This window comes from Kamptonema animale CS-326 (genome assembly GCF_028330895.1).
Classification (GTDB): Bacteria; Cyanobacteriota; Cyanobacteriia; order Cyanobacteriales; family Microcoleaceae; genus Kamptonema; species Kamptonema formosum.
Genome location: NZ_JAQMUA010000086.1, coordinates 1 through 11865 on the forward strand (window position 1 = coordinate 1; position 11865 = coordinate 11865).

13 protein-coding genes are annotated in these 11865 nt (G+C 43.0%); 4 read left to right on the forward strand and 9 right to left on the reverse strand.

Translation table 11 applies throughout. The features are described 5' to 3' along the window. The 4 genes from PN499_RS04955 to PN499_RS04970 all read right to left on the reverse strand — a co-directional run. A partial coding sequence (locus PN499_RS04955) for a potassium channel family protein (protein ID WP_272030572.1) occupies positions 1–476 on the reverse strand: 476 nt, incomplete at its 3' end. A 14-nt stretch (positions 477–490) separates the two neighbouring features. Continuing rightward, entirely contained in the window at positions 491–724 is a 234-nt protein-coding gene (locus PN499_RS04960) for a hypothetical protein (RefSeq protein ID WP_272030574.1), read from the reverse strand. A 43-nt stretch (positions 725–767) separates the two neighbouring features. Beyond that, positions 768–2183, reverse strand: a complete 1416-nt coding sequence (locus PN499_RS04965; RefSeq protein ID WP_272030575.1) for a B12-binding domain-containing radical SAM protein — start codon at positions 2181–2183, stop codon at positions 768–770. 137 nt (positions 2184–2320) lie between these two features. Then, on the reverse strand, positions 2321–2815 hold the full coding sequence (locus PN499_RS04970; protein WP_272030576.1) for a type IV pilin-like G/H family protein: 495 nt from the start codon (positions 2813–2815) through the stop codon (positions 2321–2323). A gap of 119 nt (positions 2816–2934) precedes the next feature. Between PN499_RS04970 and PN499_RS04975 the strand changes: the two genes are divergently transcribed. After that, positions 2935–3222: a hypothetical protein gene (locus PN499_RS04975; RefSeq protein ID WP_272030577.1), complete on the forward strand. Its 288-nt coding sequence runs from the start codon at positions 2935–2937 to the stop codon at positions 3220–3222. A gap of 75 nt (positions 3223–3297) precedes the next feature. Here the strand turns inward: PN499_RS04975 and PN499_RS04980 are convergent, their stop codons facing one another. Both PN499_RS04980 and PN499_RS04985 read right to left on the reverse strand, forming a co-directional pair. Continuing rightward, positions 3298–3858: an SPFH domain-containing protein gene (locus PN499_RS04980; protein WP_272030578.1), complete on the reverse strand. Its 561-nt coding sequence runs from the start codon at positions 3856–3858 to the stop codon at positions 3298–3300. A gap of 61 nt (positions 3859–3919) precedes the next feature. Next, complete coding sequence (locus PN499_RS04985; RefSeq protein WP_272030579.1) at positions 3920–4465, reverse strand: NfeD family protein; 546 nt, start codon at positions 4463–4465, stop codon at positions 3920–3922. A gap of 167 nt (positions 4466–4632) precedes the next feature. Here PN499_RS04985 and PN499_RS04990 point away from each other — a divergent pair, with 167 nt between their 5' ends. After that, complete coding sequence (locus PN499_RS04990; protein WP_272030580.1) at positions 4633–6414, forward strand: AAA-like domain-containing protein; 1782 nt, start codon at positions 4633–4635, stop codon at positions 6412–6414. A 240-nt stretch (positions 6415–6654) separates the two neighbouring features. After that, positions 6655–7755 (forward strand): iron-containing redox enzyme family protein, encoded by a 1101-nt coding sequence (locus PN499_RS04995; RefSeq protein WP_272030582.1) that lies wholly within the window; start codon positions 6655–6657, stop codon positions 7753–7755. 108 nt (positions 7756–7863) lie between these two features. Here the strand turns inward: PN499_RS04995 and PN499_RS05000 are convergent, their stop codons facing one another. The 3 genes from PN499_RS05000 to PN499_RS05010 form a co-directional block, all read right to left on the reverse strand. Then, on the reverse strand, positions 7864–8583 hold the full coding sequence (locus tag PN499_RS05000) for a class I SAM-dependent methyltransferase (RefSeq protein ID WP_272030583.1): 720 nt from the start codon (positions 8581–8583) through the stop codon (positions 7864–7866). A 437-nt stretch (positions 8584–9020) separates the two neighbouring features. Continuing rightward, a complete protein-coding gene (locus PN499_RS05005; RefSeq protein ID WP_272030585.1) occupies positions 9021–9263 on the reverse strand; it encodes a ChaB family protein in 243 nt (80 codons plus the stop codon). A 145-nt stretch (positions 9264–9408) separates the two neighbouring features. Then, positions 9409–10584, reverse strand: a complete 1176-nt coding sequence (locus PN499_RS05010; protein ID WP_272030587.1) for a PAS domain S-box protein — start codon at positions 10582–10584, stop codon at positions 9409–9411. A gap of 324 nt (positions 10585–10908) precedes the next feature. Between PN499_RS05010 and PN499_RS05015 the strand changes: the two genes are divergently transcribed. Beyond that, positions 10909–11232, forward strand: coding sequence for a DUF1830 domain-containing protein (locus tag PN499_RS05015; RefSeq protein WP_272030589.1), 324 nt, complete (start codon positions 10909–10911; stop codon positions 11230–11232). Positions 11233–11865 lie beyond the last annotated feature (633 nt).

Here is an 11865-nt window from a genome sequence, read left to right on the forward strand (position 1 = left end):
CCTGACAAGAGGGCATCTTGGATGGAATTTGGGTCAGAATCGACGACGACAAAAGGGATGCCTTCTGCCTTAAATTCTAAGGCAATTTGGCGACCCATGCGCCCAAAACCGCAGAGAATGTAATGTCCAACTAATGAATCTACCAAGCGCCGTTGTTGCCTCAGCCTAGCTCCTTCTTGAAAGTAACCTTGAATTAGGGCTTCTGTAAAGCGGTTGACGATGTAACCGATGGTGACAACGCCCATTAAAATTAGGTAGATGGTGAACATCCGCCCGCGCGAACCAAGGGGGTGAATTTCGCCATAACCTACGGTGGCTAGAGTAAATACTGTCATGTAAGCGGCATCGAGGGGCGGCCACCCTTCAATCAGGCTATACCAAAGCGTGCCGATGCAGAAAATGCCGCCAAGGGCGATCGCACCGCCAACTAATTCTTTTTGCAGACGTTGGTATTTTTGCTCTAGCGTGGAGTACACCGATTTAGTTTTAATTAGTTATTCCCAATCTCATTATGGACGATCGTCGATCGCCTCTTTTCTGGTGTACTCATACCGTCGCACAATGAACCACTTTTGGTAATCTTTGGGTTGGCTTTCAGTTTTTCGCGGACGCGATCGCCACCTTGTCTTAACAAATCCTTAATATCTAAATGCCACAATATCGCCATTGCACCATTTGCTGATGCGATCGCCACTCCATCTCGACTCCAGCTTACACTCCGCACCTCCTGGGGGGCGTTACGTAGCTGCTTTAAGTCCTTTATCTATTTAATGAACTAACTCAGGAATTGATTTTTCAGGGGTTGGACTTGCCAAATTTGGATTTTTATTAAACCCGCTGAGAATGGTTTCTAACATTGGTTGTATCTTGGCTATTTGTTCCGCGCGAATAATCAAATCCCACAAAGGCTCAAATTTTTTCCAACCCCCTGCATAAAGTAAATGCCGCATTCGATGATTCCAAGTATTTTTAGTTGCAACTCCTTGAAATATTGAACTCCAGCGATAGAAATCTTGATAGGCCCGCCAGTAACCAGCTTCTAAAACTTCTGGGGTCATTTTCTTAGGTTTAAATACAACATTGCGAGTATCGTACAAATCCCAATTATGATGCTCTATCCGGTTTTCGGCATCCATTCGCTGATACAAATCTGTACCGGGATATGGTGTTAAAATATGAAATGTGGCAGTTTCTATCCCATTATTTACAGCCCATTCTACAGTAGTATCAAACACAGTTTCATCATCTTCATCCATGCCGAAAACAAAACTGCCATTAATCATCACACCCATGTCATGTAAACGCCGGATTGCAGCACTATAATCCCGATTTAAGTTATGATATTTGTGCTGTTCTCTTAGGTTGACAGAATTAAGAGTTTCAAAGCCGACAAATAAACTCCGCAAGCCACTTTCTACAGCTTTTTCTAACAAGTCTGGCTGCAAAATTGCATGAACAGTACCAGCAGCTTGCCACACTCGCCCCATTCCTTTTAAACCATCAAATAAGGCGCTGGCAAAACGGACATCTCCAAACAAGTGATCGTCAAGAAAAAATAGGTGTTTTCCTGGCAATCTTTCAATTTCAGCTAAGGCACTATCCACTGTTTGGGTGTAGAAAGATTTGCCACCTTTGAAGAAGGATTCTTTGTAGCAAAAATCGCAGTGATGGGGACAACCGCGCGATACTACAATAGAATTTGGGACTAAATATAGTTGCCTTTTGATTAAATCGCGGCGGATTGGGGGGACTCCAATTAAAGTGCGATTTCTAGAGGTATAAACTTTTTCTGGTTTGCCTAAATGCCAATCTTTAAGAAACTGCGGCCAAGTATCTTCCCCAGGGCCGAGAAATATGGTGTCAGCATGGGCGGCGGCTTCTTCTGGGAGGGAGGTGACATGGAGGCCGCCGAGGGCGATATAAGCGCCTTTTTTGCGATAGTAATCGGCTAATTCGTAGGCGCGGTAAGCAGAGGTAATGTAGACTTGAATTACTACTAAATCTGGTTCGTCATCTAGGTTTAGAGGTTCAACGTGCTCGTCTTGGAGGTCAATTTCGTCATCTTCACTAAAAAAACTGGCAATTGTGGCTAATCCCAAGGGTGGAAATAGGGAATATTTGATCGGTCGCCAGTGGGGACTGATGGCTTCGGTGAGGGCTGGCAAAATCATTTTTACTTTCATTTGTTGACTCCTTTGATGACGAAGTTTGAACCAAGTTTTGGCTTTAAGTAATGATAGCTGATGGTTAGAGAAAACGCAGGAATCGCAGGGGATTTTAACAATTATTTACGATGTGTATTTTCGGATTAAATAAAACCCTATTTTGTCACGGATATTGTTCCAGTTCCGCAAACTAATACACCATTTTCAAGTCTGGGAGGTAGGGGTGTAATTATACCGGGCTTGTCAGTGCTACACAGGATAGAGATTGTTGTTATTACATTCTCCTGATAGGGCTTGGTTGGTATTAAAAAAGCACCCCCAAGATAACTTTTAAGCTCCCGTTTTTTGGAGATTCCATAATTAAAGACAGCCTTCTTAGTTGCACGAACTGAATACTTGTAATTTGTGGTCTCGGTTTTAATGCCAATTCCCAAAGCATCTACAGAAGTGGCAAAACCACTTTTTTCGGCAAAATATGCTTGCTGCGTTCGGTTCATTGAGCCAACATACTGTTTTGCTTCCGAGGAGGGACTTTTGTTAGAATGACAAGTAAAAAATAATGGGTAAGCGATCGCGCCAAATGCCCCAATCAACATTAAAAGCAAAAAGCATCCGCACCCTGCATTAGTTGATTCCGAGTTTCTCGTCATAGTTTTATCTCCTTAAATTGACGAAACGTGACTTTACAGAGTTCTATTAGATAATGGTAGAGATATCCCAAAGCTAATCACAAATTGGGTTGAAGTTTACATTTAATAGGAGTAAAACAATGAAAGCAAAAATCTATGACCAAATTCAAACATTAATTGAAATTCCTGATGAATCTTCTGACTTTCTCATTCCAAAAGGAACGGTAGGAGGAATAGTCGAATGTTATGAAAATCCAGAAGTTTACGCGGTAGACCTTGCCATTCCTAATGAGAAGTTTGTGGGAGGTTTTGCCTACATAAATATTATTCTTGAGCCTGAACAATTCGAGGTAATTATTCACCTGCCCGCAAAAGTAGAGGCGCGAATGAAAATATTATCCTTAATTCCGACCAGATTGAAATTGTAAATACTGTGAACAAGTTTAAAATAAAAGCGATCGCATCTTTCTCGATAACGCGATCGCCTCAAATTCAACCAATCCCTAAACTCGCCCCTTTTGTCCATCTTTGCGCTCAAGGGATGTCGGCTGAATCACCTTACTGCCCATGTAAAAGTCGCGCAATTCCACTCTCGTAAACTTAACGCCCCAAGCGTCAGTTGTCGTATCTAACTCTTCCACTAAAGCATTATTGATTTCATTACGAGCCGTGTAAAGTTCCTCGACAGCTAATTTCGCAATGTGCGTCCGAATTGAAAGAATCAACATATTTAGCATTGCTTCTTTAAGATTTTGCACCTTATAGGAAGCTTTTTCTAAGTCAATTATTCGCCAATAGACAATAAATTCAACAGTGACGGAAACTCGATCTTTGGTCGTGCATTGTTGCGGTTGCAGGTTTAAAATTTGTTCGCGAAGGGTTTCTTTATAAGCGACTTGCTCAATAAATGGAATCAAAAATGTCAAGCCTGGATCGAGTTTCTTACCATCATATTTTCCGAAAATCTCAACTAAAGCTTCATCCCCTTGGCGGACTATTTTCACGCTGCTAGTTAAGGATACCCCGGTGATAGCAAATAACACCATCAAAAAATACTGATACATGATGAATCTCCTGGTAAATGGTAAGGTAGACGTGAAAATGAATTGAGTTTTCTGTAAACTTTTAGTTGCTGATGTGAATGAATTTTTCTGGTACAACAATCAGCGTGTTGCCTTCCCGTCGCAAAACATAAACTTTTTGGCGGGGTGCGATCGTACCTTGAGAATCTTCATTACGGGCTTTCCAAGAAGCACCTTCATAAATCACCATTCCGGTTTCTCCCGCCAAAATTTCTGAGATGGTTGTGGCTTGAGTTGCTTCGGGTATGACAAATTTTTTGCGAATAATAAAGACTGGTCTAACCCAGACAGTTAGGGGAAGAGCTATGCCCATCCAATACATAATCTGCCAGTCAAAATCTTCATACATTATGTCCACCCAGCTAAACTGAAATGCTATCGATCCCCTCCATAAAATAAAGGCTTCAATTAGAGCAGAAGCTCCCATCATTAGCACATAAAACCTGTGTTTTTGTGGCTGTGTTTTGATGATTAATAGCTCAATTAGAGCTAATATAACTCCGATAAGTAACCACAAGATAGGCGGTGTGATTGTAAATGCTGTTTGATTAGTTGCTACTGCCAGCGACCAGATTAAAGTAGAGTACATAATGATTCACCTCCTGTTAACTGCTCAACTTTGTCTGTTATTTCCTAATCAAATCAGCGCGATAGCTGAGTTCGTGACTGAGTTATTTGAGAATTCATTGACTTTTCATCGACTTTAGGGATAATTAATACTTAAGATGGTTGCAGTGTCTTGAGCTTACATAACCAATGCCGCGATCGCTAAGGGTGCGACAACAGTGCATTTCCGCAGTTAAATCTGCCCTTCTCAGAAATGGCTTTCCTAGCCAGAAAATTCTTGCTGAGGACTTAGGGATAGCCCAGTCTACTGTCAGTAATTTTTTGAATGGTAAGCCTGTAGATTATGCCAATTTTGCGGAAATTTGCCGGGTTTTGGCGCAGGAATGGCGCGATATTGCTGATTTAGAGGATAATTATCAGCCAGAGGAGACGCGGCGAAAAAAGGCAAAAGTTGCGATCGCGCATTCTGCGGACAACAACAGCCTCGCTCAGCAGTTGCAATCAGCATTGATCGCAGCGGGCCATGAAGTGTTTTTAACTAGCAAAAACGGCGATCTAGAGTCCTATTTAAAGCTTTCTGATTACTTGCTGTTGCTGCTTTCGGAAGAATCTGCGATCGGTGAAATGATGTTAGCACAGGTGCAGCTAGTTCTGGAATTGCATCATTTGACTCCCCAAAAACCAGCAATTTTACCGATTTGTGTTGACTTTTACCCAAATGGGCGATCGCTCGATTTGTTAAGTTATTTAGAGGGGATTCAGCCTTGGAAGTGGCGCTGTGCAGACGATAGCTCAAAGTTAGCCTCGGAAATAGCGATCGCGATCGCACAGGGCCGCACTTCCCTAAGTGCTGACCATGAATTAGCCGTAAATAGGAGTTTTTTAGCAAAGCCTAACATAGCCGTTACGACTAATAAAAAATTGCCTTGCTTGCCACCATTATCAATATTAATACCAGAATTGCCAGCAGGACAGGTAGCACTAAATTCTAGCTTTTATATCGATCGTTATCCAATTGAATCGCGCTGTTATGAAACTATTAGCCAGCCAGGAGCATTAATCCGCATCAAAGCACCTAGACAAATGGGCAAAACTTCTTTAATGTCAAGGATTTTGCATCAGGCAGAGCAAGAAGGTTCTCGGACGTTTTCTCTAAGTTTTCAGTTAGCGAATAAGAGGATTTTCGCCAATTCAAATACATTTTTGCAATGGTTTTGTGGTTGTATTAGTCAAGAGTTTGGTCTGCTAGATCGGTTAGTTAAGCACTGGCAATTAGCAGATATTATTGGCGGCAACCAGTGCTGCAAGGCCTACTTTGAACAGTGTTTACTTTCAGAAACATCAACACCTCTAACTTTAGGTTTAGATGAAGTCGATCGCGTTTTTGAATTTCCCGAAATTGCTGATGATTTCTTTGGATTACTGCGAGCTTTACACGAAGAAGCAAAGCGGCGCGAGATCTGGAAAAATTTTCGTTTGGTAGTAGTGCATTCAACGGAAGTTTACATTCCTTTAGATGTGAACAAATCTCCATTTAATGTCGGTTTACCGATTGAATTGCCAGAGTTTAATCCCCACCAAGTACAAGAGTTAATGAGGCGGCATGGTTTAGATTGGAGTGTTTTGGAAGTTGAGGAATTGATAGCTCTAGTAGGAGGTCATCCTTATTTACTAAGGCTGGCAATGTATCATATTGCACGTCAAGATGTGACTTTAGATACGTTAGTTAAAAAAGCTCCAAGTGAGTCGGGAATTTATAGCGATCATCTGCGGCGGCATTTGTGGAATTTAAATAAATATTCGGAATTGTTGGAGGGAATGAGAGCAGTTGTAACGGCTGCTGGTGCAGTGCGATTGCGCTCAGATTTAGCTTTTAAATTAAATAGTATGGGATTGGTAAAAATTGATGGTAATGATTGTAGTCCCAGGTGTAAGTTATATCAAGAATATTTTCGCGATCGCTTAACTTAAAAACGATCGTAATCGAGGTGAGTTCGAGAACACAACAGGTTTTTTTGGTTGGGTGTGTAAGTCCCGTTAGAGTAAGTATCCGATCCGTCCGCTCCGTCATTATTGGGCCAGAAAAATATCTATCAATTGAAAGGTGTTCTTTTTTTGCTGACTAGCTATCTTTAATATAAGCAGCCAAATTCTTAGCAAACTGCAACGGTTGCTAAGTTGGCTAAAAGCACAATTAGAGTGAATTGACTCATGCACACTACCATAGATATATTCCGAAAAGCAGACTCCCAAACTCTCTTAGAAACACCCATTCAAGCTGTAAATTATGAAGAAGCTGAGCAGCAATTCGTCAACTTGCTCGATACAGAGGATCTAGATGAGAAAGTAATAGCGCAACCTTCACTAGCTACCAACTTTGAAAGTGCGATCGCGCAGGCAATCCAAGCTGCTTACAAACAACCCTCCGGCGACGATCGCGCTCACCGCTTCCTGATGCGATCGCTTTACCGCATCAACAGACTTAAATTTTTTTGGTACGACGACTTGCGCCACTACACCAACGAGCGATCGCACTACTTAAGGCAAGTGCGCGATCGCATCGAATCACCTTGGCAAGAATGGGAACTCGCCCAAATTGCCGTACCTGCACTGCAAGCATTGCCCGATATCAAGCAAGCACTCAGCGATCGCTGCGCCGCTGATGTTAACCCACCCTTATCGGCAAGCGATCGCTACCTACGCGAACAAATGAGCGAAACTGGATATCGTCACTTACTCGCGATCGCCTCCTTCGACGGCCTAGTAGAAGCCAGCCGCCTTTCCCGCATCCTCGGCGGCGCAGGTAACGAAGTCCAATCCACCCTCACCCGCGTACTCATCGAAGAATATGGCGGCGGTCGCTTCCCCCGCAAACACTCCACCTACTTCGCTCAAATGCTCTCCGAATTGGGGATGCACACAGAACCAGAAGCCTATTTTGACCTAGTACCCTGGGAAGTCCTCGCCAGCATCAACCACAACTTCCTACTCACAGAACGCAAACGCTACTTCCTACGCTACAGCGGCGGTCTTACCTACTTCGAGGTAGCCGGGCCCGCCGCCTACAGAAATTATCTCGCCGCCGCCCAGCGTTTGCAACTCTCAGACGGCGCAATGGGTTACTGGGAACTACACATCAGAGAAGACGAACGTCACGGTCGCTGGATGTTAGATGATGTCGCTTTACCGCTAGCCGAAAAATACCCCCAAGACGCTTGGGAACTCGTGCTGGGGTACGACCAAGAAAAGCTTCAGGGCGATCGCGCAGGTGCAGCCGTAGTGCGATCGATCCAGCAAGCCGAGCGTCAATAATTTTTAGAGGGTAATTACACCAAATCGGCATAATTACCCTCTTTCTCTCAACCCGCGCAAGTCTTCACGTCTTCACTGATTCAATTGCTCCTTTAATTCAGCCAACACTTAGAGACAAGTCATTAACTGAATTAACTCCTTCGACAAATCGGTACCGAATTTATGCTGTTTCCTAAACAAAACACCCGCCAGTAAATAGATGTTATGAGAATAAAAAGCCATTTCCTTCTCTCGCAGAGCAGCGATTGTATTTCTCACCTTCAATTCCGAACTGTAATAGCCAAAACTCAACGGTGAAACCATAAAATTAGCAACATTGTAGCCTTCCTCTAAAGCATACTCAATCAACCCTACTGGATGAGAGTAGCTAGAAACCATCAACAACACATTTTCATAGCCCAGAGATAAAAGCTGCCTCGCAATTCTAGAGCCATCTCTACCTCCATGTAGTAGAGGTTGATAAATCTTGTCATCTTCAGCCGGAAGATAAGGCGGGTTTGAGATTAAATAACCGCCTTTAGGTAGATCCGAAGTAAAAAAACTAGAATTGTGGATGATATACTTATCGCTGAGTTCATATTCTTGAATTTGGGCGCGAGCAATATTCGCCGCTAAATGATTCAATTCAAATCCATGTATTGTCCCCTCAAAGCTCGTTGTCAATAAAGACTTAATAACTGGACTACCATCTCCCGCTCCAAATTCAACCACAACCTCAGCATTCTCAGGATAATCATTAAATACTAAGCTTTCTAAACATTGTGAATAAAAATTCGATTCCTCTGGGCAGTAAAAAACTCGTTTTAAAGCTTGAGATGAACTGAGCATATAACCTTAGTGCCTTAATTAACTGTAACTAAATTAACAGTTATAAAACCAGTAATTCCTCTATCGTGAGAGTTATTTTTTCATTTTGTAAGAGCATTGAGGATATTCCCAACTTCCCCACTAGCTACATATAGCGGATTCCAGGTTTATGAAGTACACCCCAGAAACCGGGTTTCTTCTCTGATTCTCGCCAGAAATCGGTTTTCGCATAAGAAACCCGGTTTCTCTATACTTCACTTACCTGGAAAGTGCTGTATAGCAACCTTCTTAGTAGTTAAGACGTTCTGAGTCCCACCAAACTCCCTGATTCTATTCCCTTCTTTCCCCGCTTCCCCTTCTTCCCCTAGCCCCTAGCCCCTAGTCCCTTCTTCTCCTAGCCCCTAAAATAGGGCGTACTAACGCACACCCTATCCCTAAATAAAAACCGTCATTTTTAATTAGTTACCGCCGGACTGTACCGATTTGCGAGTCTCGTTGGGTTGATCTGGCTTGTGCTGCCAACTGCCATCATCACCTTTAATGTATTCGCTATTTACACTGTTCCAAGCCACGCGAGTTGCAGCTTCTTCGCTCATCCCATCTTCACTAGCACTCTTAAAAGCAGCCTGAAAAATTTGCTGAGCTCCTTGGGGTAATTCTCTAGCTTCTGAAGGTAAGGAATCGAGTTGTTGTTCTGGCATAAAAGTCTCCTATTATTCAAGCTATAAAATAGCTTAAAAGCCTGCTGTATAACATTCCTCTTTCTGAATGAATATTCTTGGGGATCGCACCCTATTTCTCAGAGTTGATTTCCTAGTAAAGTCTTCAGTAAAGACCAATACAAATTTACGAGAAAGCTCCATTTTTAAGAATAATGTGGCGATCGCTATCTAAAGCAATCTTCCCTTCCTGCAATAACTTATTAAGTTCTCGCGTAATCGTCACCCTCGTAGTGCAACAAGCCGCCGCCAGTTCCTCATGAGTCAGTCGCACACTCAGGCGAGTTTCCCCCGCCCGTAGTTGACCAATTTCCTGTTTCAACAGCAACAGCAAGCGAGATAAACGATCTTTAACGCGCCGCTGTCCAGCAATTGCTAAGAGAAATTCTGTTTGTCGCAACCGCTGGTTAATTTTAGGTAAAAGTATCTCCGTCAGCCGGGGCGACATCCCCAGCTCAGCGATCGCAATACACACTAATTGCACGTCTGAAAGCGCCGTCGCTTGATATACTTGTAGCGATGTCATGCTAGAGCCAAAGGGCGTGGAATGGCCAGCAAATCCCACAATCACCTCTTCCCCATTATCAGCAAGGGTACTTAACTTCACCAATCCCTCGCAGACTAGCCAAATAGTTTGGGGAATCAGCGCAATCATCTCGCCTCTAGCATAAGTATGCACGGGGCGATCGTCTATAGGATCGTAATCATTATTTTCTAAAGCAGCTTCCGCCCGCTTACGCTCAGTGATGTCGCGCACGCAGACACGCAGACCCACCACTTGACCTTCAGAGTTACGAACCGATCCCAGGGTGAGAGCAGCATCAAAAACTTCGCCGTTGCGAGGTTGCAGGCGGATATCCCACTCCAACACGCGATCGCGCCCTTTGAGCAAATTTAGCTCCCGACGAAAGTGAAGGCGATCCGCTTCGGGGACGAAAACTGCCAGGGGTTTCCCGATTAGGTAGTGCTGGGGAATATTTAACAGCACAGTCGCCGCGCGGTTAGCTTCCTGGATTATCCCTTCTGTATCAGTCACTAAGTAAGCGTCGGGAGCAAACTCGAACAGATCTAGGTAGCGCTGGCGTTCTGCTTCCAGTAGCGTCTTTGAGTCTATTAGTTCCTCATTCTGCTGGAGCAATTCTACTGCTGCCAGTTGCAATTTTTCCGAGGCAGTACCTAGTTCTTTGAAAACTCCAGGCAGCATTTGTGGCATCTGCACAGAAGGTGCGGAGGCACCTTGATAGAGCTCAGTCAAACGCCCATACATTGTTTCTATCTGCCGGACAAATAAATCTAAATTCATGTCACACCTTATACCCTGCGTGTTAATAATCTAAAGCTACAAAATTTATAGTTGTGGGCTCGTAGCTAATTGAAAAATTGATATAAACAATAGTCTGTAGCAACCAATACACACCTCTTTCATATTTGGTCATTCCTTTTGATAGATATTAGTTCTCCGCTAATGTTGATATGATTTTGTTGGTTATTGTATCCCACCTATTTCCTCCTAACTACTAATGAGAAAAGCAAAAATGTAGCCGCTCTGATGAGCATGGTGAACTTATCGCATATTTGTGTGCTTTTTAATTAATTCTTTGTTCTAGCATACCACAGGGAAATTGCTATGATCTCGCAAAAAGTAGAACCCTTAAGTTTGGAAAATTCCGCCCCTAAAATTCTATGCTTTTACACTAATGGAACTAGGTTTATTCAAATTATTCGGATGGCGGATATGGCAGAACCAAGCTTAGAACGAGTTGTTTTCCCCGGACAGCGGCTTTTGTTTGAAGCCTTGCCAGAAGCTTTCCTCGAAATTTCTACTGCCAACCTAACGGCGACAATTGTCACCAAAAAAATTCAGTGTGCTTCCATTCACGTTGAAGAAGGATTAAATGTTTTTCTAGAAAATATGCCCTCCAATCGAGTAGAAAAAGTTCCCAGTTCATAGCTAGCTAATGGCAGCAGCTATGAACTGTTGAATTTAACTTTTAACTATCTAGAGTCAGGGGCAAGAGAATGAGAATATCATCATCAAATTAAACTTGTATCTATAATTTTACCTCTATCTTGAGAAGGAATAAGCTAATCTTAAGAGATGAGATAAGGGGATATAATCTTTTATATTATTCGCTGAAGGTATAAGCATATTTTAAGATTTCGCGGAATAAAATAGTGAAAACTTAACTTAAGATTTTAAGAGCGGGTGCGATTTAACTAGCATTCGCGTAATTGCACGACAAAATGAATAGAAGACTCAACATTATGCCCAACCTATTTTATTAAAATACTCCTCAAGATGATTGGCGAACCTAGAGCCCAGGTCATAGGGTAAGACTATTAAGTTGACTCTGTGGTTTTTGAAGATAAAAGCGATCGCAGGACTTCACAATAGCAAACCAACCATGACCATGAAATCTTTTAGTTTGTACAAATTTGTTTTGGCTGGTGCTTGCACTCTGAGTTTAGCAAGCGTGTCCTTCGCTCTGCCTGCTTCTGCCCAATCTGGAGCTGGCGGCACAGGTACAGGTACAGGCGCAACTGGCGGCACAGGTACAGGTACAGGCGCAACTGGCGGTACAGG

What these genes read in the sequence shown, in the direction of transcription:
- PN499_RS04965 (WP_272030575.1), bottom strand. Translation starts at nt 2,183, where the DNA reads ATGAAAGTAAAAATGATTTTGCCAGCCCTCACCGAAGCCATCAGTCCC.
- PN499_RS04970 (WP_272030576.1), bottom strand. Translation starts at nt 2,815, where the DNA reads ATGACGAGAAACTCGGAATCAACTAATGCAGGGTGCGGATGCTTTTTG.
- PN499_RS04975 (WP_272030577.1), top strand. Translation starts at nt 2,935, where the DNA reads ATGAAAGCAAAAATCTATGACCAAATTCAAACATTAATTGAAATTCCT.
- PN499_RS04980 (WP_272030578.1), bottom strand. Translation starts at nt 3,858, where the DNA reads ATGTATCAGTATTTTTTGATGGTGTTATTTGCTATCACCGGGGTATCC.
- PN499_RS04985 (WP_272030579.1), bottom strand. Translation starts at nt 4,465, where the DNA reads ATGTACTCTACTTTAATCTGGTCGCTGGCAGTAGCAACTAATCAAACA.
- PN499_RS04990 (WP_272030580.1), top strand. Translation starts at nt 4,633, where the DNA reads ATGCCGCGATCGCTAAGGGTGCGACAACAGTGCATTTCCGCAGTTAAA.
- PN499_RS04995 (WP_272030582.1), top strand. Translation starts at nt 6,655, where the DNA reads ATGCACACTACCATAGATATATTCCGAAAAGCAGACTCCCAAACTCTC.
- PN499_RS05000 (WP_272030583.1), bottom strand. Translation starts at nt 8,583, where the DNA reads ATGCTCAGTTCATCTCAAGCTTTAAAACGAGTTTTTTACTGCCCAGAG.
- PN499_RS05005 (WP_272030585.1), bottom strand. Translation starts at nt 9,263, where the DNA reads ATGCCAGAACAACAACTCGATTCCTTACCTTCAGAAGCTAGAGAATTA.
- PN499_RS05010 (WP_272030587.1), bottom strand. Translation starts at nt 10,584, where the DNA reads ATGAATTTAGATTTATTTGTCCGGCAGATAGAAACAATGTATGGGCGT.
- PN499_RS05015 (WP_272030589.1), top strand. Translation starts at nt 10,909, where the DNA reads ATGATCTCGCAAAAAGTAGAACCCTTAAGTTTGGAAAATTCCGCCCCT.